Annotated in this window: 13 protein-coding genes; 9 read left to right on the top strand and 4 right to left on the bottom strand. The window is 70.0% G+C overall.

Annotation, left to right across the window (positions count from 1 at the left end; genetic code table 11):
- Positions 1 to 7 precede the first annotated feature (7 nt).
- The 6 genes from OH735_RS00160 to OH735_RS00135 are packed head-to-tail and all read left to right on the top strand — an operon-like array spanning position 8 to position 14,005.
- Entirely contained in the window at positions 8 to 4,477 is a 4,470-nt protein-coding gene (locus OH735_RS00160; RefSeq protein ID WP_406378368.1) for an amino acid adenylation domain-containing protein, read from the top strand.
- Entirely contained in the window at positions 4,474 to 8,559 is a 4,086-nt protein-coding gene (locus OH735_RS00155) for an amino acid adenylation domain-containing protein (RefSeq protein WP_406378366.1), read from the top strand. The genes OH735_RS00160 and OH735_RS00155 overlap by 4 nt, the downstream gene beginning before the upstream one ends.
- Positions 8,556 to 9,668 (top strand): Gfo/Idh/MocA family oxidoreductase, encoded by a 1,113-nt coding sequence (locus OH735_RS00150; RefSeq protein WP_406378364.1) that lies wholly within the window; start codon positions 8,556 to 8,558, stop codon positions 9,666 to 9,668. The genes OH735_RS00155 and OH735_RS00150 overlap by 4 nt, the downstream gene beginning before the upstream one ends.
- Before the next feature lie 27 nt (positions 9,669 to 9,695).
- Positions 9,696 to 11,486 (top strand): ABC transporter ATP-binding protein, encoded by a 1,791-nt coding sequence (locus OH735_RS00145; protein ID WP_406378362.1) that lies wholly within the window; start codon positions 9,696 to 9,698, stop codon positions 11,484 to 11,486.
- Positions 11,483 to 13,198 (top strand): ABC transporter ATP-binding protein, encoded by a 1,716-nt coding sequence (locus OH735_RS00140; RefSeq protein ID WP_406378360.1) that lies wholly within the window; start codon positions 11,483 to 11,485, stop codon positions 13,196 to 13,198. The genes OH735_RS00145 and OH735_RS00140 overlap by 4 nt, the downstream gene beginning before the upstream one ends.
- A 6-nt stretch (positions 13,199 to 13,204) precedes the next feature.
- Complete coding sequence (locus tag OH735_RS00135) at positions 13,205 to 14,005, top strand: thioesterase II family protein (protein WP_406378358.1); 801 nt, start codon at positions 13,205 to 13,207, stop codon at positions 14,003 to 14,005.
- 9 nt (positions 14,006 to 14,014) lie between these two features.
- On the opposite strand, the gene OH735_RS00130 is transcribed toward OH735_RS00135, so the two are convergent.
- Positions 14,015 to 14,698 (bottom strand): TetR/AcrR family transcriptional regulator, encoded by a 684-nt coding sequence (locus tag OH735_RS00130; protein WP_406378356.1) that lies wholly within the window; start codon positions 14,696 to 14,698, stop codon positions 14,015 to 14,017.
- Positions 14,699 to 14,865: 167 nt separating this feature from the next.
- Here OH735_RS00130 and asnB point away from each other — a divergent pair, with 167 nt between their 5' ends.
- Complete coding sequence (gene asnB, locus OH735_RS00125) at positions 14,866 to 16,710, top strand: asparagine synthase (glutamine-hydrolyzing) (protein WP_406378354.1); 1,845 nt, start codon at positions 14,866 to 14,868, stop codon at positions 16,708 to 16,710.
- Between the two features lie 146 nt (positions 16,711 to 16,856).
- On the opposite strand, the gene OH735_RS00120 is transcribed toward asnB, so the two are convergent.
- Positions 16,857 to 17,624: a transposase gene (locus OH735_RS00120; protein WP_406378352.1), complete on the bottom strand. Its 768-nt coding sequence runs from the start codon at positions 17,622 to 17,624 to the stop codon at positions 16,857 to 16,859.
- Positions 17,625 to 17,670: 46 nt separating this feature from the next.
- On the opposite strand from OH735_RS00120, the gene OH735_RS00115 reads away from it, so the two are divergent.
- Together OH735_RS00115 and OH735_RS00110 are read left to right on the top strand one after the other, a co-directional pair.
- Positions 17,671 to 17,988 carry a DUF6221 family protein gene (locus tag OH735_RS00115; RefSeq protein ID WP_406378350.1) on the top strand — a complete coding sequence of 106 codons (318 nt, stop codon included), beginning with the start codon at positions 17,671 to 17,673 and terminating at the stop codon, positions 17,986 to 17,988.
- Between the two features lie 208 nt (positions 17,989 to 18,196).
- The gene (locus OH735_RS00110) at positions 18,197 to 19,642 is read left to right on the top strand and encodes an NF041680 family putative transposase (protein ID WP_406378348.1); all 1,446 of its coding nucleotides are present in this window, start codon (positions 18,197 to 18,199) and stop codon (positions 19,640 to 19,642) included.
- Positions 19,643 to 19,651: 9 nt separating this feature from the next.
- On the opposite strand, the gene OH735_RS00105 is transcribed toward OH735_RS00110, so the two are convergent.
- A complete protein-coding gene (locus tag OH735_RS00105) occupies positions 19,652 to 20,953 on the bottom strand; it encodes a cation:proton antiporter (protein WP_406378346.1) in 1,302 nt (433 codons plus the stop codon).
- A 154-nt stretch (positions 20,954 to 21,107) separates the two neighbouring features.
- The gene (locus OH735_RS00100) at positions 21,108 to 21,767 is read right to left on the bottom strand and encodes a response regulator transcription factor (RefSeq protein ID WP_406378344.1); all 660 of its coding nucleotides are present in this window, start codon (positions 21,765 to 21,767) and stop codon (positions 21,108 to 21,110) included.
- Positions 21,768 to 22,301 lie beyond the last annotated feature (534 nt).

Genomic DNA, 22,301 nt, shown 5'->3' with positions numbered 1-22,301 from the left:
CGAGGACATGGACCTTCAAGCCCTGCGCGAAGTGGTATCCGGTGTGCTCGGCATCGAGCTGACCGCGGCGGACGACGACTGCAACCTCTTTGAGCTCGGCCTGCAGTCCATGGACCTGATGCGGCTGGTGAGCCGGCTCAACCGGGAGGGCCTCGACGCCTCGTTCGCCGAGCTGGCCGAGGCCCCCCGGTTGTCGGCCTGGTCCGGGATGCTGACCCCCCTGGAGGGCGGCGAACCGGCGCCGGAGGCCGTCGAGAAGCACGACGACGAGGCTGATCGGAGCTTCCCGCTGACCGCGGTGCAGCAGGCGTATCTGATCGGCCGTGCCGAGGGCCAGCCCCTCGGCGGCGTCGGCTGTCACAACTACATGGAGTTCGACGGGGTCCGGCCGATCGAGCCGGACCGTCTGGAGCGGGCCGTGCGGGCGCTGCTCGCACGGCATCCGATGCTCCGGGCGCGCTTCGCCGACGACGCGACCCAGCAGGTCCTGCCCCGGTCCCCGTGGCCCGGCCTGACCGTCCACGACCTCCGCGCCCGGCCGGCTGCCGAGGCGGAGGCGGCGGCGCTGGAGCTGCGCGAGCGGCTGTCGCACCGGGTGCTGAACGTCGGCCGCGGCGAGGTCATCGACGTCCAGCTGACCCGGCTGCCCGGCGGGGTCGACCGGCTCCACTTCAACACCGACCTCCTGGTCGCCGACCTGGCCAGCTTCCGGCTGCTGCTCGGCGAGCTGACCGCCCTGTACGAGGACCCCGACAGCCTCGACGAGGTCGGCTACACCTTCGGCCGGTATCTCGCGGACCAGGCCGCAGGCCGCCGGACCGAGAGCGAGCGGGCCCGCCCGTACTGGCAGCGGCGGGTGCCGTCGCTGCCGGGCGGCCCGAAGCTGCCCCTGGCGATCGACCCCCTGGCCGTCGCCGCCCCGCGCTTCGCCCGCCGGTACTTCGACCTCACGGCGGACGAGTGGACCGCCCTGGAGCGGCGGGGGAACAAGGCGGGCCTGACCCCGTCGGTGGTGCTGGCCACCGCATACGCCATGATCCTGAGCCGGTGGTCCGGCGACGAGCGCTTCCTGCTCGGCCTGCCGCTGTTCGACCGCGATCTCGGCGCGCACCCCGAGATCGAGCGCGTCGTGGGCGACTTCACCGGTCTGGTGCTGCTGGAGGTGGACCTCTCCGGGTCAGGCTTCCAGGAGTGCGCCCGCGCCGTGCAGAAGCAGGTGCACGAGGACATCGGGCACGCCGCCTACAGCGGCGTCGACGTCCTGCGCGACCTCGCCCGCTCGGACCCGGACGCGCCCCGCACCGCGCCCGTGGTGTTCTCCCTGGACCTGTCGGCGCCGCTGATCCCGGACGTGTTCGCCGAGCGCTTCGGCGACGCGAGCTGGATGATCTCCCAGACGCCGCAGGTCTGGCTCGACCACCAGATCTACCGCACCCGGGACGGCAGTGTGCGGATGGTCTGGGACGCCGTCGAGGAACTGTTCCCCGACGACGTCCTCGACACGATGATGGCGGCCTACGAGGCGTTGGTCCGCGAGCTGATCGACGGGGAGTGGGAGACCGCGCCCCCAAGGACGCCGTTGCCCGCCGCGCAGCGGGCCACCCGGGAGGCGGTCAACGCGTCCACCCGGACCATGACCGGCAACCTCCTGCACACGGCGTTCTTCGAGCGGGCCGCCGACCGCGCCGCGCGGCCCGCCCTGCTCTGGGGCGACGACGCCTCGATGACGCACAACGAGCTGGCCCGGGACGCGCTCGGCATCTCCGCCGCGCTCGCCGGGCGCGGAATCGGCCGCGGATCGTACGTCGCCGTGGTCGCCCCGAAGGGACCGCGGCAGATCGCGGCGGTGCTCGGGGTGCTCGCCGCGGGCGCGGCGTACGTCCCGGTCGGCGTCGACCAGCCCGCGGAGCGGCGCGCCCGCATCCTGGAGCTGAGCGGCGCGGAGGTCGTCCTCGACGGCAGCGGGGCCCTGGGAGCGACCGAAGCGGGTGTCGAGGTGCTCCCGATCGAGAGGGCGCTCCTCACGCCCCCGCTGGGCGCACCGGTGCCGGCCGAACCGGGGGACCGCGCGTACGTGATCTTCACCTCGGGCTCCACCGGCCTGCCCAAGGGCGTCGAGGTCAGCCATCGCGCCGCGGTCAACACCGTCGAGGACCTCAACGAGCGGTTCGGCATCGGGGCGGACGACCGGGTGCTGGCGGTCTCCGCGCTGGACTTCGACCTCTCGGTGTGGGACGTCTTCGGCTTCCTCGCGGTGGGCGGGGCCGCCGTCCTGGTCCCGGAGTCCGGGCGGCGCGACGCCACCGAGTGGCTGACGCTGTGCGAACGGCACGCGGTGACCGTCTGGAACACCGTCCCGGCCCTGCTCGAAATGGCGTTGACCGCGGCGGACGGCTCGCCGCTCCCCGGCTCGCTGCGCCTGGCCCTGCTGTCCGGCGACTGGATCGGGCTCGACCTGCCCGAACGGCTGGCGCGGGCGACGGACGGCCGCTGCCGGTTCATCTCGCTCGGCGGCGCGACCGAGGCCGCGATCTGGTCGAACGCGTACGAGGTCACCGAGGTCCCGGCGGGCTGGCGCTCGATCCCGTACGGGAAACCGCTGCGGAACCAGAAGTTCCGGGTGGTGGACGGGCGGGGCCGGGACTGCCCCGACTGGGTGCCCGGCGAGCTCTGGATCGGCGGCGCGGGGGTCGCGCTCGGCTACCGGGGCGACCCCGAGCTGACCGCGGCACGCTTCCCCGAACACCGGGGCGAGCGCTGGTACCGCACCGGTGACTTAGGCCGCTACTGGCCCGACGGCAACCTGGAGTTCCTCGGACGCCTCGACCACCAGGTGAAGATCAACGGCTTCCGGGTCGAACTGGGGGAGATCGAATCCTGCCTCCAGGGGCACCCCGAGGTCGCCCAGGCCGTGGCCGTTCCGGTCGCCGAAGGGCGCAGGGAACTCGTCGCCGCCGTGGTCGAGCGCTCGTCCGCACCGGACCGGGTCCACGCGGAACCCGACCGTACACGGAACCCGTTCCTGCCGCCCGCGGCCACCGGCGAGACCGACCCGCATCAGCTCGAACACCGCCTGGTGGAAGTGCTGTTGGCGCAAGTCGTCGCACCGCTGACCGGATCCGACGGCGTCCGCCCGTCGGTCTGCGCCGAACAACGCCCGGTCGTGGACATCTGGTTCGCGTATCTCACCGAGCGCGATGTGCTCGTCCGCGCCGCCGACGGTACGCACCGGCACGGCGCCCGCTGGGACGAGGTCACGCGCCCGGAGTGGATCGCATCGGCCCGCGAGGCCGCCGCCGGGACCTTCTTCGAGACCGTCGCCGCCGCGCTGCGCTGGGCCGGACCGCTCCTGTCGGCCATCCTCTCCGGCGACGCCGACGCCACCGCGCTGCTGGACGACCCGGTACTGGCCCCGGAGGCGCTCGGCGATCTGATGCCGGCGACGGCCGACTGCCTCCGGGCCGTCGCCGAGGACCTGCGGGCACGCGGCGGCGACTCCGCGACCCCGCGCGTCGCGGAGTGGGACGTGGCCGGGGGCCGTGGCACCGCGCGCCTGCTCGCCGGACTCGGCTCCGCCCCGGTCGATTACACGCTGCTCGGCTCTTCGAAACCGGCGCTGGCCAGGACCCGGACGCTGCTGGAGGAGCAGGGGCACCGCACCCGCACCGCATGGCAGAGCCCCGACGCCGTCGCCGTACAGCACCTCCACACCTACGACGTCGTCGTGGCGAACAACGTCCTGCACCGCATGCCGGACCCGGACCTGGCTGTGGCCACCCTGGCCCTGCTGCTCGCCCCGGGCGGCCGCCTCCACCTCCTGGAGCGCGCACACCCGACGCCGCTCGCGCTCGTCACCGCCCTGCCGTTGGAGGCACGGGCGGGGAGGTTCGCGGCGGGCCGCCCCGAAACCCCCTGGCTCCACGGTGCCGAGCGGTGGCGGCAAGCCTGCACCGGAGCCGGCCTGACCGACGTGCGGGTCCTGCGCACCGAGCCCGGCGGCGAGATCCTGCTCTCCGCGGACCGGCCCGGGACGGCCCACGGGATCGATCCCGCCGGCCTGCGCGGCTGGGCGGCCGACCGGCTGCCGGAACACATGGTCCCGGCCCACTTCGCCGTCCTGCCCGCGCTGCCGCTCAGCGCCAACGGAAAGATCGACCGGCGGCAGGTGCGGACCATCCTCGAACAGTCCGTCGACCGGCCGCGTGACGTGGACGATCCGCCGCGGGGCGATACCGAGACCTTCGTCGCCGACCGGTGGACGAAGCTGGTCGGACTGGAGTCGGTGGGCCGCAACGAGAACTTCTTCAGGCTCGGCGGCGACAGCCTGATCGCGACTCGCTTCGTCGCCGAGGTGCGCGGAGCCTGGGGCGTCGAACTGCCCATGCGCGACGTCATCCGCACACCGACCGTCGCGGGACTCAGCGCACTGATCGACCGGCTCCGTGCCGCCGACGCATACGAAGAGGGTGCGGTGTGAACGCCAACGACCTGCTCAAGGAGTTCTCCGACGCCGGGATCCAGCTGTGGCGCGAGGGCGAGAACCTGCGCTTCCGCGCCCCCCGGGGCGTCATGGACGACCGGCGTCTGGCGGAGCTGCGCCGCCACAAGGCGGAACTGCTGACCCTGGTGGCGGACACCGGAGCGAGCCGCGAGGAGGACCCGGTCTGGCAGGACCGGCCCGACGAACGGGACCGGCCCTTCCCACTGACCGACATCCAGTCCGCCTACCTCTTCGGCCGCAACCCGGCCTTCGGTTACGGCGGCGTCTCCTGCCACCTCTACCAGGAGCTGGACTATCCGGCCGGCCTGGACCCGGCCCGGCTGCAGAGCGCCTGGGACGGTCTGGTGAGCCGCCACGACGCCCTGCGGACAATCGTCCACGAGGACGGCACGCAACGCGTCCTGCCCGAACCGAAGGACACCCGTATCGCGGTCGCCGACCTGCGTGACGCCTGTGACGACGAGGTCGCCAAGGCCTTCGCCGGAGTGCGCGACGAGCTGTCGCACGCCGTGCACCCCACGGGCGAACGCCCCATGTACGAGCTGCGCCTGACCCTGGCCGCCGACCGGAGCGTCCTGCACCTGTCGGTGGACTTCATGGCGCTGGACTGGCTCAGCATCCAGCAGGTGCTCACCGAGCTGGACCGCCGCTACCAGCAGCCGGACTGCGCCCTGCCCGGGATCGACGCCACCTACCGGGACTACGTGTCCGCCGAGCACCGGCTGCGCGACACCGAGCGGTACGCGCGCGACCGCGCGTACTGGTGGAACCGCGTCGACGAACTGCCCGGACCACCCGTCCTGCCGCTGCGCGACGACCACGATCCGGCGACGACGGCACCGCGCTTCCGCCGGCTGACGACGACGCTCGACGACCGGGTGTGGCAGTCGCTCAAGACCCGCGCCGCCGAGCAGGGCAGCACTCCGGCCAACGCGGTGCTCGCGGCGTACGTGGAGACGATCGGCCGCTGGAGCGGCACTCCGCGCTTCTGCGTCGGACTGCCCGTGCTGCACCGCCTGCCGCTGCACCCGAGGGTGGACCGGCTGCTGGGCGACTTCACCTCGCTGAGCCTGCTCGCGGTCGACCACGGGGAAAGGACGAGCTTCGCGGAGCGCGCCCGCGCCCTGGGCGAGCGGCTCTTCGACGACCTCGACCACCGGCTGTGCAGCGGGGTCGAGGTACTGCGCGAGATCGCCCGGCGACGGGGGCGCGAGGAGGCGATGCTGCCGGTGGTGTTCACCGGCAGCATCGGGGTCGGCGGCGACGCGGTGTCGGCCGCGGGCAGGAAGCCGCGGCCGTCGTACGGCATCAGCCAGACACCGCAGGTGTGGATCGACTGCCAGGTGGGCGACCAGTTCGGCGGCCTGGACGTGAACTGGGACATCCGCGAGGGGACCTTCCCCGACGGCATGGTGGACGACATGTTCGCCGCGTTCGAGGCGTTGCTGCACCGGCTGGCCGAGGGCACCGAGCCCTGGACCGTGGTGGATCCCCAGCCGCTGCCGGAACGCCAGCGCACCCGGCGCGCCGAGGTGAACGCGACCGCCGCGCCGGTGCCCGAGGGCCTGCTGCACGATCCGCTCGTCGCCCGTGCGCGCGCGTTCCCCGACCGGGTCGCGGTGATCGACACCGCCGGGACGCTGACGTACGCGCAATGGCTGGGAGGGGCCGCCGCGGTGGCGACGCGACTCCGGGCCGAGGGGTGCCGCCCCGGTGACTTCGTCGGCGTCCTCATCGACAAGTGCCGGGACCAGGCCGTCGCGGTGCTCGGGGTGCTGCTCGCGGGCGGCGTGTACGTCCCGGTCGACTCCGGCCAGCCCAGGATCCGACGCGACCGCATCCTCACCGACAGCGGCGTCGGGTTCGCCGTCGTCGCCGACGCCGCGACCGGTGAACTCCCCGAAGGCGTGAGGGCGGTGACCGTGGCAGGGCTGCGGCCCATCCCGCTCGCCGAGATCCCCGAAGGCCCCCGAGTCGCGCCCGACGAGCTCGCCTATGTCATGCACACCTCGGGTTCGACCGGTGTGCCCAAGGGCGTGATGATCAGCCACCGCGCCGCCCTCAACACGGTGCTCGACATCAACCACCGCTTCGGCGTCGGCGAATCCGACCGCGTCCTGGGGCTGGCGGCGCTGAGCTTCGACCTGTCCGTCTACGACCTGTTCGGCCCGCCGGCCGTCGGCGCAGCCCTCGTCCTGCCGGACCCCGCGCGCCGCGGCGACCCCTCGCACTGGGCCGAGGCCGTGGCCGAGCACGGAGTGACGCTGTGGAACTCGGTGCCCGCGCAGCTCCAGATGCTGCTGCACTACCTCGACGCCGAACCCGCCGGTCCGGAGAGCCTCCGGCTGGCGCTGCTGTCGGGCGACTGGATCCCGCTGACCCTGCCCGGCCACGCCGGACGGCACCTGCCCGGCACCGAACTGATCAGCCTGGGCGGGGCGACGGAGGCGGCGATCTGGTCGGTCCACCACCCCGTCACGACCGTCGAACCCCACTGGCGCAGCATCCCGTACGGCATCCCCCTGGCGAACCAGCGCTTCCACGTGCTCGACACCGCGCTGCGCGACCGGCCCGCCCTGGTCGCCGGCGAGCTGTACATCGCGGGCACCGGCCTGGCGACCGGCTATCTGAACGACCCCGAGCGGACGGCGGAGCGCTTCATCCACCACCCGGAGACGAAGGAGCGGCTCTACCGCACCGGCGACCTCGGCCGCTACCTGCCGTCCGGTGAGATCGAGTTCCTCGGCCGCGCGGACCAGCAGGTCAAGATCCGCGGACACCGGATCGAACTGGGCGAGATCGAGGCCGTGCTCGGCGAGCACCCGATGGTGGGCACGTCGGTGGTCCTGGCGGCGGGCGACAGCGCCTTCGAACGGGCCCTGGTCGCCTTCGTGATCCCCCGGCGGGAGTCCGGATCCGTCGAGGCCGGGGAGCTCATCGGATGGGTGGCCGACCGGCTGCCGGCGCACATGATCCCCGCGCGGGTGCGCCTCGTGGAGACGCTGCCGCTGACCCCGAACGGCAAGGTCGACCGGAAGAAGCTGCTCGCCTCGGCCCCGACACCCACCGCGCCGCGCGACGAGCCCTCCGAGCCGCCGCACCCGGGCGTCGAGCGACGCATCGCAGACCTGTGGGCCGAGGCCCTCGGGGCCGAGCCGCCGAGCCGCGAAGCGGGATTCTTCGACGCGGGCGGGGACTCGCTGCTGGCGGCCCGGTTCATCGGGCGGGTCCGCGAACTCGTGCCCGAGGCGGCGCACCTCACCTTCGACACCCTGCTCCGCGCCCTGCTGGACACCCCCACGGTCGCCGGCCTGGCCCGGTGGCTGAGGTCCGACGCCGAGGCGGCTCCGGCCACGGAGGCGGCCCCGGCGGCCCGCACCTCGTCGCTGATCCCGCTCGCCGGATCCGGGGCGGGACCGGTGCGGCTGCTGGTGCACGACGGATCGGGCACCCTGACGCCGTACAACGCGCTCATCACCGAACTCGGCACGGAAGCGCCCCTGTTCGGGATCGCCGTGCCCGACGGCGATCGCTGCCTCGACCTCGCCGCACCGGACCTCGTCGAGGAACTGGCCGGCGGATACGCCCGCGAGGTGCGGGCCGCCGGGTTCGACGGCGTGGAGATCATCGGCTACTGCCTCGGCGGCCCGATCGCCCTGGAGCTGGCCCGCGCCCTGAGCGAGGCCGATGTGACGGTACGGCGGCTGACCCTGGTGTCCAGCTACCGCATTCCCTCCCCGCCGCACGACGACCTCGTGGTCGACCATGCCTTCACCCGGATGACGAGCGCCGATCCGGCGGTCTTCGCACGGATCCTCGACGCGGTGGCGCAGTACGATCCGCTGCCGTACGCGGGGGACATCACCTTCCTGCGCCCCGTCGAGCCCACGCCGGGCGTCCCCGGACCCACGGACGACACGAGCGCGTTCTGGCGCGGGATGTGCCTGGGGGACGTGACGGTGGTCGACGTACCGGGCGATCATTTCAGCTGCCTGCAGAGGCCTCATGTGACGCGCCTGGCGGACGCACTCACCGCGCGGCCCGCGGAGCGCCGATGACCCGCCCGATGCGCGTCGTCGTCTGCGGCACCCGTTTCGGCCAGGTGTACGCCGCGGCCCTCGCCCGTGCGCCCGAGCGCTTCCGGCTCGTCGGCATCCTGGCCCGGGGCAGCGCCCGCTCCGCGGCGCTCGCCGAGGAGTACGGTGTCCCGCTGTACGACGCGGTCGAGCAGCTGCCCGACGACGTCGACGCGGCCTGTGTCGTGGTGTCGACCGCGGTCGGCGGCGGGCGCGGCGCGGAACTGGCCAAGGACCTGCTCGAACGCGGCATCCATGTGCTCCAGGAGCATCCGGTCCACCCGGACGAGCTGGCGGACTGCCTGCGGGTAGCGCGCGGGTGTGGGACCCAGTACCTGCTGAACACCTTCTACCCGCACCTCGAACCGGTCCGGCGGTTCACCTCGGCCGCCCGCGAGCTGGTCCGGCTGCGCAGGCCGGTGTTCGTCGACGCCCTGTGCGCGGTGCAGGTCTCCTTCGACCTGCTCGACATCCTCGCCGGGATCTTCGACGGGCTGCGGCCCTGGTCGATCACCGGGGTCGGTGCGCGCGCCGGCCGCCCGCTGGTCGGGATGGACGCCCAGATCGCGGGTGTTCCGCTGACGCTGCGGGTGGAGAACCGGATGCAGGCGGGTGACGACAGCACCAGCCTGTTCCTGCACCGGATCACCATCGGCACCGACGCGGGCAACCTGATGCTGGCCAACACCCACGGTCCGGTGATCTGGAGCCCGGTGCTGCGCCTGCCGTCGAACCCGGAGGGGCGGTTCTTCCCGGGCCGGTCGGGCTCCGCGCCGGGGTGGGCGGACGATTCCGGTCCCACCGGCGCCCATGTGGGTCCCGCCGGGACGCCCACCTGGGAGGACGCCGTCCACGACGTGTGGGGCGACGGGGTGCTGACCGTCCTGGACGAGCTGCGCGAACGCGTCGAGGCGGGCGTGGACCCGCTGCACGGCCAGCAGCGCCATCTGACCGTCGCCCGCGCCTGGAAGGAGCTGACCGAGGCCCTGGGCTATCCCGAGGCCGCCGAGCCCGAATCCGGGAAGCCGCTGACCGTCGACGATCTCTGGCCGGAATCCCTGCCCCCCCGGGCCCACAGCCGAGTACAGTGATATTCGTACGCGTACGATTGGAGAGTGATGAGCGCGATCGACGCTGTTGGAGCCGGGGAGCGGTCCACGCCGACGTCGGACTCCGACTCCGTGGAGAAGCAGAGCCTGTCCAGGCTGCTGCGTCCTCATGTCCGTAAGTTCGCGGCCGTCGCGATCCTGCAGGTGATCGGCGCTCTCGCGGGACTCGCGCCCTTGCTGGCGGTCGTCGAGCTGGGCCGCACCCTGCTGGCGCCGGGCCCGATCGACGAGGGGCACGTCTGGACGGCCGTGATCCTGGGCGCGGCCGGCCTGTTCGTGCGACTGCTGTTCACCGCCGCGTCCTCGGGACTCGGCCATGTGCTGGACAGCCAGGCGCAGCTGACGTTCCGTCGGCAGCTCGCCGACCGGCTCGGCCGCGTGCCGATCGGCTGGTTCTCCCGCCGCAAGACGGGCGAGCTGGCCAAGGTGGTGGGGGAGGACGTGAGCGCCGTGCACCCGCTCATCGCCCATGCGCCCGGCGAGCTCGTCTCCGCGTTCGTGGTGCCGCTGGTGTCGCTGGTCTACCTGTTCACCATCGACTGGCGGCTCACGCTGATCACGCTGATCCCGGTGGTGATGGCCATTCTCCTGGTCCCGCTGCTGATGCTCCCCGCCAGGACGCGCGAGCAGGAGGAGTTCGACGAGGCCATGGGACGGATCGCCAGCTCCGTCGTCGAGTTCGTGCAGGGCATCTCGGTGGTGAAGGCGTTCGGCGGATCCGAGCGCGCCCACGGGAAGTTCCTCACCGCCGTCGACGACTTCGTCGGGACGTTCTTCCGGTGGGTGCGCGGCATGTCCCTGGTCGCCGCCGGGATGCAGCTGGCGCTGTCCCCGCCGTTCGTGCTGCTCGTCGTCCTGATCGGCGGCACGTCCATGATCACGTCCGGCAGCCTGGCCCCGGCCGACCTGCTGCCCTTCCTGCTGCTGGGCCTGGGCCTGACGGCCCCGGTGGCGGCCCTGGGCCACGGCTTCGACGACATGCAGGCCGCCGGCCGCGCGGTCGGCCGGATCAAGGAAGTCCTCGACGTCGCGTCGCTTCCGGAGCCCGCGCATCCGGTCGCACCCCAGGGACACCGGGTGGAACTGCGCGATGTCCGCTTCGGCTACGAAGAGGACCGCGAGGTGCTGCGCGGGGTTGACCTGGTGCTGGAGCCGGGGACCTTCACCGCGCTCGTCGGGCCGTCGGGAAGCGGGAAGTCGACCCTGGTCCAGCTGCTGCCGCGGTTCTTCGACCCGAGCCAGGGCTCGGTCGCCATCGGCGGCGTCGACCTGCGCGAGATCGGCAGCCGACAGCTCTACCGCACGGTCTCCTTCGTCTTCCAGGACGTCCGCCTGCTGCGCGCCTCGGTCGCGGACAACATTGCGCTCGCGGTGCCGCACGCCGAGCGCGACGATGTGGCGCGCGCCGCCAAACTGGCCCACATCCACGACCGGATCCTCGACATGCCCAACGGCTACGAGACGGTGATCGGCGAGGACGTCAAGCTCTCGGGCGGCGAGGCCCAGCGGATCTCCCTCGCCCGCGCGCTGCTGGCCGACACACCCGTCCTGGTGCTCGACGAGGCGACCGCCTTCGCCGACCCGCAGACCGAACAGGCGATCCGCCAGGCCCTGGCGACCCTGGGCGGCGAGCGGACGATCCTGGTCATCGCCCATCGCCCGGAGACGGTCGCCGACGCCGACACCGTCGTGATGCTGGAGAACGGGTCGATCGTCGAGCGGGGCCGCCCCGCCGAACTGCTGACGCAGGAAGGGAAGTTCGCCGAGTTCTGGCGATCCCAAGGAGGACAGCCCCGATGATTCGAACGCTGCTGCGCGTGCTCGGACCCGAGTACGCCCAGGCGATGCGCCGCACCGTGGTCCTGATGACGATCACCGCGATGGTCGAGGGTCTTTCCTACGCGCTGCTCGTCCCGGTGCTGCGGGAACTGTTCGGCAGCACGCCGGACGACGCCGTGCCGTGGCTGATCGCGTTCGGGGCGGCGGTCGCGGTCTACGCCGTGCTGCGCTACGTCAGCGACCTCTCCGGCATGCGCGTCGGCACCAAGATGCTGCACGGCATGTACTACCGGCTGGGCGAGCACCTGGCCCGGCTGCCGATCGGCTGGTACAACGCCGGCCGGGTCGGCGAGGTCTCCGTCATGGCCAGCCGCGGTCTGCTCCAGGCGATGGGCGTCGCCGCGCACCTGCTGGCCCCGTTCATCTCCGCCCTGGTGACCCCCCTGACGATCGTCGCCGTGATGATCGCCTTCAACTGGCAGCTGGGCGTGGCCGCGTTGGTCGCCGCACCCGTCGTGGCGGCGATCCAGAAGTGGACCGCGCGCTCGATGGCCGGCACCGACGCGGACCGCCACGAACGGGACAAGGAGGCATCGGACCGCGTCATCGAGTTTCTCCAGGCCCAGCCGGTGCTGCGCGCCGGCGGCCGCACCGGAGAGCGCTTCGAGCTGCTCGACGACTCGCTCCAGGAGGTCCAGCGCTCCTCCCGGCGTACCGTGCTGGCGATGCTGCCCGGCGCGGTGGGCCTGACGGTCGCGGTGCAGGTGGCCTTCACCGCGGTGCTGGCGCTGGGCACCTCCCTCGCGCTCGGCGGGAGCATCGGGGCGGCGGAGGTCCTGACGATCCTGGTGCTCGCGGCCCGCTGCGCCGATCCGCTGCTGTCGCTGTCGGACATCGGCGCGGGGCTCCGCGGCGCCCAGTCCGAGCTGGAGCGGCTCGACAAGGTCCTGAGCACCGCGCCGCTACCGGAACCCCGTGAGCCCGTCCGGCCGGTCGACCACGACCTGGCGTTCGAGTCCGTCACCTTCCGGCACGGCGAACGCACGGTGTTCGACGAGGTGTCCTTCTCCGTGCCCCAGGGGCAGCGGCTCGCCGTGGTCGGACTGTCGGGTGCGGGCAAGAGCACCCTGCTCCAGTTGCTCGCCCGGTTCTACGACGTGGACTCCGGCGCGGTTCGCGTGGGCGGCGTGGATGTGCGCAAGATCGACACCGAGGTGCTGATGGCACAGATCGCCATCGTCTTCCAGGACGTCTATCTCTTCGACGGCACCATCGAGGAGAACGTGCGCCTCGGCCGTCCCGACGCCGACGAGGCCGACGTCCGCGCGGCGGCGACCGCGGCCCGGCTCGACGAGGTCATCGAGCGGCTGCCCGGCGGATGGGAGGCGAACGTCGGCGAGGGCGGCGCGCTGCTGTCGGGCGGTGAGCGCCAACGCGTCTCCATCGCAAGGGCGTTGCTGAAGAACGTGCCGATCGTCCTGCTGGACGAGGTGACCTCCGCCCTCGACCCGGTCAACGAGACCGCCGTCCACGAGGGCATCGAGCGCCTGATGGCCGGGCGGACCGTGGTGATGGTCGCCCACCGGATGCGGACCGTGCAGCGCGCCGACCGCGTCCTCTTCCTGGAGGGCGGCCACATCGTGGAGGAGGGCAGCCACGACGAGCTTCTCGCCCGGAGCGGCCGCTACGCCGACTTCTGGAACATTTCCATGGCACCGGCAGCGAGTGAATGAGTGGGTATGCGTATCGATTCCTTGTCGGGGGGCCGGCGGGCCGGAGCATTCCGCCGGCTTGCGTCCCGCCCCTATGCCCGGGCCCGCGTGCTTCTCTTTCCGCACGGCGGCGGCAGTGCGAGCTATTACCGTTCGTGGGACCGGTCGGCACCTTGGGACATCGAATTCTTCGCCGTTCAGTACCCGGGCCGGGAAGATCGATTCGGCGAACCGGTGCCGGACGATATCCAACGGCTCGCCGCTGTACTGGCGGCCGATCTCCCGCTCGACGGGCCGCCGGTCCCGACGATTCTGTTCGGGCACAGCATGGGGGCCGTCGTCGCCTATGAGGTCGCCCGACATCTGACGGCGGCGGGGGACCCGCCGATGGGCCTGGCCGTGTCCGGTCACCCCGCCCCGGCGCTGACGCGGCCGGGCCGGATCCACCTCGGCAGCGACGAGGAGCTGATCGAGGAACTGCGCCGCACCGACGCGACGCGGCTCGACCTCCTCGACGACGCCCCGCTCGTCCGGACGTTCCTGCCCATGATCCGGAGCGACTACCGCTTGAGCGAGACCTATCGGCCGTCGCCCGGCGCGCGGCTGCGGACTCCGGTCACGGTGCTGTACGGCGACCAGGACCCGGAGATCACAGCGGCTGAGGCCCAGGGGTGGCGTGAGGTCACCGACGCCGGATGCGCGTTCCGCACCTTCGAGGGCGGGCACTTCTACCTGGACGAACACCGCGACGCGGTCGTCGGAGTCCTGGCGGCGTGCGCGCGGACGGCGTCCGAGAAGATGTCGGTCCCCTGGCCGTCCGCCCCGTGAAGCCGCCGGCTACTGGCCCTCCACGGTCTCCTCCGACCGCAGCAGCCCGTCGATGATCGCCGTCAGGCCCTGGCGGTGGGTGTCACGGCCGTTGAGCTCGGCCCATCGATCGGCGACCGCCGCCAGCCGGGGGTGCGTACCGCTCATCAGGCCGGCGACGACCTGGTCCTCGTAGGTCGGTCCGGTGGCCCGGCCGCGCCGCTGCTTGCCGTTCGCACGGATGATCAGGTCGCCGACGATGGCGAACCAGATCGTCCGGTAGATGTACACGGCGTGTTCCGGCGTGTGTCCGTAGTCCACGGTCGCGCTGATCATCTCCTCGACGAACCAGAGCGCCGAGGGGGCGATGAGGTCGCCGCCGGCCACCACCTGCACGATCCACAGCCGGTCGGCGAGCAGCTCGTAGAGCATGATCGACACCGCGATCAGCCGCTCCCGTGGGTCCTCCGGCAGTTCCGGGCGCGGTATGCGCCGGGCCTGGGCCTCCATCAGCAGCAGAAGCAGTTCGTCCTTGTTGCGAACGTGGTAATAGAGCGCCATCGGCGCGCTGTCCAATTCGTTCGCCAGGCGCCGTATCGAAAGCTTTCCCGCGCCCTCGGTCTGCAGAATATGTTCCGCCGCGGCGATGATGGCATCGAGGGACAGATGAGGTGGCCGGCCGACGACCTTGGCGCGGGATTTTTCTGCGGGCATCTCATCCTCCATACGGGTGGGTCGATTTTAGCATTCCGCAGCTGTGGAAAATCCACACCGGTCGGGGTGAAACGAACATTGTCGGGTAATGAGGCCGATGCTAGTTTGGCCGTATTCGTGCGTTCTTGCTTCATTGGAAATAGGTGCCATGGAAAAGAGGACGTGAGATGTGCGGGATAGCAGGCTGGGTGTCGTTCGAGGCCGATCTGACGCACCGGGGTGATGTGCTCGATGCGATGACCGGGACGATGGCCTGTCGCGGGCCGGACGGCCGCGGCACCTATGTGCGTACAGAGGTCGGGCTGGGGCATCGACGCCTCGCGGTCATCGACCTGCCTGGCGGAGCGCAGCCGATGACGGTGAGCACGCCGACCGGTGACATCGTGCTGGTCTACTCCGGGGAGGTCTACAACTTCCAGGAACTGCGCGATCGGCTCAAGGCGTTGGGCCATCCGTTCCGGACGGACAGCGACACCGAGGTCGTGCTCCGCGGCTATCTGCAGTGGGGCGAGAGCGTCGTCGACCATCTGGACGGCATGTACGCGTTCGCGATCTGGGACGGTCGCGGCCGGCGGCTGCTCCTCGTGCGCGACCGCATGGGGATCAAGCCGCTCTTCTACTACCCGACGCCCGACGGAGTGCTGTTCGGCTCCGAGCCCAAGGCGATCCTGGCGAACCCCCTCGTACGGAAGGCGGTCGACGCCGACGGGCTGCGGGAGTTGGTCGCGCAGACCAAGACCCCGGGCTGGGCGCTGTGGAAGGGCATGCACGAGGTGGTGCCCGGCACGCTGATCAACGTCGACCGGGGTGGGCTGCGGGAGCGGACCTACTGGCGGCTGAGCGCGGTCGAGCACACCGACGACCGCGAGGGCACCGTGGCCCGGGTGCGGGAACTGCTCACCGGCATCGTCGACCGGCAGCTGATCTCCGATGTGCCCCAGGGCGTCCTGCTCTCGGGAGGTCTGGACTCCAGCGCGATCACCGGGCTGGCGGCGGAACGGCTGGGCCTGCGCGGCGAACAGGTGCGCAGCTTCTCGGTGGACTTCTTCGGCCAGGAGAAGAACTTCGTCCCGGACGAGATGCGCGAGACGTCCGACGCGCCGTTCGTCCGTGACGTCGCGGCCCATGTGGGCTCCGCGCACCGGGATGTGATGCTCGATCCGTCCGACATCTCGGATCCCGCGGTACGTCGCGCGACCGTCGGCGCCCGGGACATCCCGAACGGGTTCGGGGATCTCGACAGCTCCCTGTATCTGCTGTTCAAAGCGATCCGGGAGCACTCGACGGTGGCGTTGTCGGGCGAGTCGGCCGACGAACTGTTCGGCGGCTATCCCTGGTTCCACCACCCGGAGGCCCTGCGCGGGGACACCTTCCCGTGGATGATGTTCATCCCGCCGATGAGTCTCGCGGCCCGGACCGATCACATCGAACCCGGCCTGCGGGCCCGGCTCGACGTGGCGGCCTACACCGCCGACCAGTTCGCGACGGCGCGCGCGCAGGTCGAGTATCTCGACGGCGAATCCGAGTTCGACCGGCTCATGCGCATGACGAGCCATATGCATCTCACGCGATTCGTCCGGGGGCTGCTGGACCGCAAGGACCGGCTGTCGATGGCGGTCGGGCTGGAGGTGCGGGTGCCCTTCTGCAGTCATGAACTCGTCGAGTACGTCTACAACACGCCCTGGGTGATGAAGTCGTTCGACGGTCAGGAGAAGAGCCTGCTCCGCCGGGCCGCAGCGCATGTGCTGCCGCGATCGGTGCTGGAGCGGGTCAAGAGCCCGTTCCCCTCGCCCCAGAATCCGGAGTACGCCGCTCATCTGCAGCAGCAGGTGAAGGAGCTGGTGTCGGAGCCGGACGCGCAGGTGTTTGCGCTGGTCGACCGTGTTTGGGCGCAGCAGATCGGGTCACAGGCTCCGGCGGCCATGTCGATGGCCGTACGGTCCAACGTCGAGCGGATGCTCGACCTGCATGTCTGGCTGGAGCTGCACGCGCCCGAACTCCTGCTGGACTGAATCGACTTCGTACGGCGAAATCGCCGCCATGGCATCCACTGCCATGGCGGCGACCGCTCTGTGTGCCGGCCTGCGCCTAAGGGCTGTCCCGTAAATGATCTCTGAGCGGCCTCGGGCATGGTGGGCTGCTGTTACGGCTGGGTGGTTTACCCGGCGAGGGCGAGGTTGTGCATCCGTGCGATGCCGAGCATGGCGTGGTGGACGCCATCGCCTTTGAGACGGCAGTCGCGGAGGATCTTCCAGGTCTTCATGCGGGCGAAGACGTGCTCGACGCGGGCGCGGACCTGCTTGTGGGACTTGTTGTGGGCCTGCTTCCAGTCAGACAGTTCTTCCCCTTTGCGGCGTCGGTGGGGCATCACGAGCCCGGTGCCCGGATAGCCGCCGTCGGCGATGGTCAGGGTCTTTCCGACGGCGGCCTTCGCGCCGGACTCCTCCCACGCCTTGCAGTCGTTGCGGTTCCCGGGCAGGGGCCGACCGACCACCACAACCAGGCGGGTGTCGGCGTCGATGACGACCTGGTGGTTGGTGGAGTACCGGTAGTTCTTGGACTGCTCGGCGATGGTGTGATCGCGGGTGGGCACCAGGGTGCCGTCCACGATCAGCACGGTGTCCTTCGCGAACCGCTTGCGGGGCTGGAGGGCGAGCATCGGCCCGAGGTGATCGATGATCCGGTCCGCCGCGGATTTGGAAACCCCAAACAGCGGGGCCAGTTGGCGCATGGTCAGGTTCGTTCGCCAGTAGGCCGCGACCAGCAGTGCCCGGTCTTCCAGCGCCAGGCTCCACGGTCGGCCCCTGCGGACCGCTTCCGCATCCTTGCGTCGCAGAACCGTCACCAGCTTCCCGAACTGCCGCGGGCTCAGGCCGGTGAACGGGGCTATCCATGACGGCTCTGACGCCGTGATCACACCAGTCATCGCAAGATCGTTCCATGACGTTCGGCGCAACGTCGAGAATGCTCATATGACTGAAGAACTGGTGAGGTTCCTTGAGGCGCGGCTGGATGAGGAGGCTGACTTGGCCCGGCGCTGCGACGGTGACGGATGCGGGGAGTGGTCTGCCCACGGACACACGGTCGACTTCTGTCAGGTTGACCTCTCCGGCTTCCACCCCACGATTGCTCTGCATGTGGCTCTGCACGACCCGGCCCGCGTCCTGCGCGAGGTCGAGGCCAAGCGGCGCATCCTGGCCCGTCACGCCCGCGACTCCTGGCCGTGCCACAACTTGCGTGACCTTGCTTCGCCCTACACCGACCATCCTGACTTCCCCGCCCGGGCCTGAAGCAGCGCAGCTGACAAGCAGAGCGCCCAACGAGCCTGAACCGAGCCTCGCTCACTGAAGATCATTTACGGGACAGCTCTTAGCTTGACGTTTAAACTCGCACGTCACCCGACCTGCTGATCTGCGGTTCTTCCCAGGACAGCGGAGGCAGCCGTTCTCCACGCTTCGAGATGTCGAGTAACGAAGCACGAGAGAACGGCCGCTGTGTATGAGTCTCCCCGTCCCTGGGCCCGCAGGCGATGCGTTGGACGTCTTGTCCCGCTTTCGGGTCGAGTTCTACGACTGTCTGTACTCCCGCGCGGATGCGCTCTTCGAGCTCTCGGACGCGGCCCTGTGCGCGGACGGTCCGGTGAAGACCCTGGTCGAGCTGTCCCTGGCCGTCGAGCACCGGCGCGGGCACGGCGCGCTGTATGCCGCGCTGGACCGGGGCTGGATCGAGCCTGCGCGGCTGCGTCGCGTGCTGGCCGGCCTGCCGCTACCGAAGGCGGCCGACGGGCGGATCGTGCTGGCGGTGGACGTGAGCAACTGGCTCCGCCCTGACGCCCCGACCAGCGACGACCGGCTGTTCTGCCACGTCTACGGGCGTGGCGAGCGCAAGACGGACCAGTTGGTGCCGGGCTGGCCGTACTCCTTCGTCGCCGCTTTGGAAGTCGGCCGCACTTCCTGGGTCGCGCTGCTCGACGCGGTGCGCCTGGGCCCCGCGAACGATGCCACACTCGTGAAAGCCGCCCAACTGCGCGACGTCGTCGAGCGGTTGACACAAGCGGGGCACTGGCGGCCGGGCGATCCCGAGATCCTGATCGTCATGGACTCCGGCTACGACGTCGCCTACCTCTCCCACGCTCTGGCGGACCTGCCGGCAGTGCTGGTCGGACGTCTGCGCTCGGACCGCGTCATGCTCCGCGACCCGGGCCCCGCACGCTCCGGGCCCAAGGGCGGCCGCCCGCGCCGACACGGTGGCGTCCTCACCTTCCGCAAGCCCGACAGCTGGCACCGGCCCGAGGTCACCACCCACACCGACACCACCCGCTACGGCACCGCTGAGGCGATGGCCTGGGACCGGATGCATCCCCAGCTCACCCACCGCGGCCCCTGGCTGGAACACGCGAAGGAGGAACTGCCCATCCTTCACGGCACGTTGATGCGGCTCAAAGTCGAGCGCCTGCCGGGCGACCGCGACCCGAAGCCTGTCTGGCTGTGGTGCTCGGCCACCGCCGCCGCACCCGCGGACGTGGACCGCTGGTGGCAGTCGTTCCTCCGCAGATTCGACCTGGAACACACATTCAGGCTGATGAAGCAGACCCTGGGCTGGACTGCCCCGAAGGTCCGCCACGCGGACACCGCCGACCTGTGGACCTGGCTGATCATCGCCACCCACACACAACTCCGCCTCGCCCGCCCCCTCGCCGAGGACCTTTGCCGCCCCTGGGAACGGCCCGCCGAACCACGACGCCTCACCCCCGCACGTGTCCGCCGGGGGTTTCGCAACGTCCGCGCGACCGCGTCCCGCCCGGCAGCCGCACCAAAACCGTCCCGCCCAGGCCCGGGACGCCCTCCCGGCTCAAAGAACAAGCACCGGGCCAAGCACCACGACGTCGGCAAGACGGTCAAACGCGCCGAATCCATCAGGGAACACCAAGCCCACCGAGGTTAAACGTCAAGCTTAGGGGGTCGCCCCGGCCAGTTCCTCCGGGCGGGTCCGGAGTCCGGCCTGGCCGACGCGTACCGAGGGCTTCGGGAGGAACGGTCCGGTGAGCGCGGTCGTGAACAACGCCATCACGACCATCATGGTGAACATCCGGCTGTCCAGGACGCCGAGGCTGACGCCGGCATTGAGGATGATCAGTTCGGTGAGGCCGCGGGTATTCATCAGGATGCCGAGGGTGCTGGCCTCCCGCCACGGCATTCCGGACAGTCTCCCGACCATGGACGCGCCGATCATCTTGCCGGCGCAGGCGACGGCGATGATGGCGGCCAGTTCGATCAGATCGCGTCCGGACAACGCCCCGATATCGACATTCAGTCCGGTGACGATGAAGAAGACCGGCAGCAGCACCATGCTGATCCCCGCGAACGGCTTTCTGGCCTCTTCGCCGAACACGCCGCGGTACTCGCTCGGCATGATGAATCCGAAGGCGAATGCACCGAATATCGCGTGGATCCCGATCCAGGTCGTCGCATAGGAAGACAGGAACAGCCCGGCGACGAGTACGACGATGAGCTGCGGTGTCATGCGGTCACGGCCCCAGCGGCGCATGAGGAATGACAGGAACGGGCGCACGAAGACCAGCATCGCCGTGATGTAGAGCGCGGAGAATATCACCGTCTGCGCGAGATCCCCGGCGCCACCGGACGCGGTCGCGATCGCCGCGACCAGAGCGAGCAGGCACCAGGCGATGACATCGTCGATGGCCGCGCTGGCCAGTGCGAGTGCGCCGACCCGTGTTCCCAGCATTCCGTGTTCGGTCAGCATCCGGGCCAGCACGGGAAAAGCGGTGATCGACATCGCCGCACCCATGAACAGGGCGAACGCGGTGAAGGAGACCTGATCTCCGTTTACGGTGTCGTGCCGCTGGTACAGCAGCGCCGCAAGTCCGATCGCCAGGCTGAACGGGACCACGACCGAGGTGACGGAGACCGCCGCCGCGGTACTGCCCCGGCCCTTCAGTAACCTCTTGTCGAATTCCCAACCGATGCCGAACATGAAGACGAGCAGCCCGACCTGGGCTATCGCCGACAGATACGGCCGTACCTCGCTCGGGAAGATCAGGGAGGGGAGATCCCCGGGTAACAGGCCGAGAAGACTCGGCCCCAGGGCGATTCCGGCGATGATCTCGCCGACGACGGGCGGCTGGCGTACGTATCGGACCAGCCAACCCAGGATGGATCCGACGACGAGAATGATGGCAATATCGGCCATCGTGATGGCGATGATCAGATCTTTGCTGCGAGAGATATCCGCCATGATCGGCCCTCCGTACGTATGAATGGGAACTCCCGAGGTTCTGCCTGGTGCGGAACATCGTCGCAGTTCAGCGGCGTACACAGTCGCAGTTCAGCGGCGTACACAAAGGAACCCCGAGAGATGACCGTGAGGTGCCCTTGAGGTGTCCTAAATGTCAGATCCAGTGCGCTTCCTGTGCGATACGCAGCGCGTCGATGCGGTTACGCGCGCCCAGTTTCGTCACCGCGGAAAGGAGATAGTTCCGCACGGTCCCGTCGGAGATGTGCAACTGTGCCGCGATCTCGCTGAGCGTGTCACCCTGGGCGAGCCGCTCAAGTACGGAGAGTTGCCGCTGGGAAAGCGGGCAGTCGTTATTTCCCAGCACGGCCACGGTTAACTCCGTGTCGAAGACTCTTTCTCCTTGATGCACCCGATGGACGGATTCGAAGAAGCGGTACGGGGAGGCGCTCTGCTGTACCATTCCGGCGATTCCGCCGGTGAATGCCTGGCGTATGACCGACCGGGTGAATGATTCGGCGAGCAGCAGGCATCGACATCTCGGAAGGCCGGTGATCTTCTCGGCGACGGTGATGACGTTGCCGTCCGCGCCGTCGAAGCTGAAGATCACGACATCCGGATGGTGTGTATCGGCGAACTCGATTGCATCGAGATTGTCGGCCACCGATCCGACGACCTGTATCTCCTTGCCCTGTTCGAGCAGGGCGGTGAGCGCGTAGCGGGACACATTCATCTTGTCGGATACCAGTATGTTGATTCCCATTTCTTCCCCCTGTTGCCGATGCTGAGGTAGAATTTCTTGGCTCTCGCCGAGCACGTGCATGATTCGGGACCGGGCCGGCTCCTTGAGCGGTCCAGCTATCACACGATGGGAGTTACGCGGTGTTAGGGGCATGTTGAGAACGTGTGAATAACGTCATGAACCTTCGCGGCGGCGTCACGCCGTTTCCCACTGAAGTGTTCTGTCCCGGACGTCAGGACTCCTCCGTCGTGACCTCCCTGAATCCCCCGCAGTCAGACGATCAAACCGGAAACAAATACTACAATAGTCATTAGGGAAAGCAAGGCTCAGAATCGCCGTTGCGGGCCGCTGCAAACGTGACTCATTCGCACCCCTTGACGCCCTGGTCGTCGCCGTTTTCAGGACAAGTGCGAACCCGGATTCCGGAAAAGACGGGGCTCTATCAGTGGAAACGTGGTAAAGGCGGTGCTCGGCCACGACCGACGCCGGAAGGTTTGCCCTGTACGGGTGCGAATTCAAGCCAGTCGACGAGATCGTGCTGCCGACCGGGGCGCGGCGGAGGGTGTCCGCGCCACGCGAAACCCGGGTCTTCGCCCGTACGAGCGCGTC

The sequence above is a fragment of the Streptomyces sp. NBC_01618 genome, assembly GCF_045209435.1.
GTDB lineage: Bacteria > Actinomycetota > Actinomycetes > Streptomycetales > Streptomycetaceae > Streptomyces.
Note: the sequence above shows the minus strand (reverse complement) of the source record. Positions and strands in the feature narration are given on the sequence as shown.

Bases quoted from the DNA above. Each gene is read 5' to 3' on its own strand.
- asnB (WP_406378354.1), top strand. From the start codon at position 14,866: ATGTGCGGGATAGCAGGCTGGGTGTCGTTCGAGGCCGATCTGACGCAC.
- OH735_RS00110 (WP_406378348.1), top strand. From the start codon at position 18,197: ATGAGTCTCCCCGTCCCTGGGCCCGCAGGCGATGCGTTGGACGTCTTG.
- OH735_RS00145 (WP_406378362.1), top strand. From the start codon at position 9,696: ATGAGCGCGATCGACGCTGTTGGAGCCGGGGAGCGGTCCACGCCGACG.
- OH735_RS00115 (WP_406378350.1), top strand. From the start codon at position 17,671: ATGACTGAAGAACTGGTGAGGTTCCTTGAGGCGCGGCTGGATGAGGAG.
- OH735_RS00135 (WP_406378358.1), top strand. From the start codon at position 13,205: ATGCGTATCGATTCCTTGTCGGGGGGCCGGCGGGCCGGAGCATTCCGC.
- OH735_RS00150 (WP_406378364.1), top strand. From the start codon at position 8,556: ATGACCCGCCCGATGCGCGTCGTCGTCTGCGGCACCCGTTTCGGCCAG.
- OH735_RS00120 (WP_406378352.1), bottom strand. From the start codon at position 17,624: ATGACTGGTGTGATCACGGCGTCAGAGCCGTCATGGATAGCCCCGTTC.
- OH735_RS00105 (WP_406378346.1), bottom strand. From the start codon at position 20,953: ATGGCGGATATCTCTCGCAGCAAAGATCTGATCATCGCCATCACGATG.
- OH735_RS00130 (WP_406378356.1), bottom strand. From the start codon at position 14,698: ATGCCCGCAGAAAAATCCCGCGCCAAGGTCGTCGGCCGGCCACCTCAT.
- OH735_RS00160 (WP_406378368.1), top strand. From the start codon at position 8: ATGGACCTTCAAGCCCTGCGCGAAGTGGTATCCGGTGTGCTCGGCATC.
- OH735_RS00140 (WP_406378360.1), top strand. From the start codon at position 11,483: ATGATTCGAACGCTGCTGCGCGTGCTCGGACCCGAGTACGCCCAGGCG.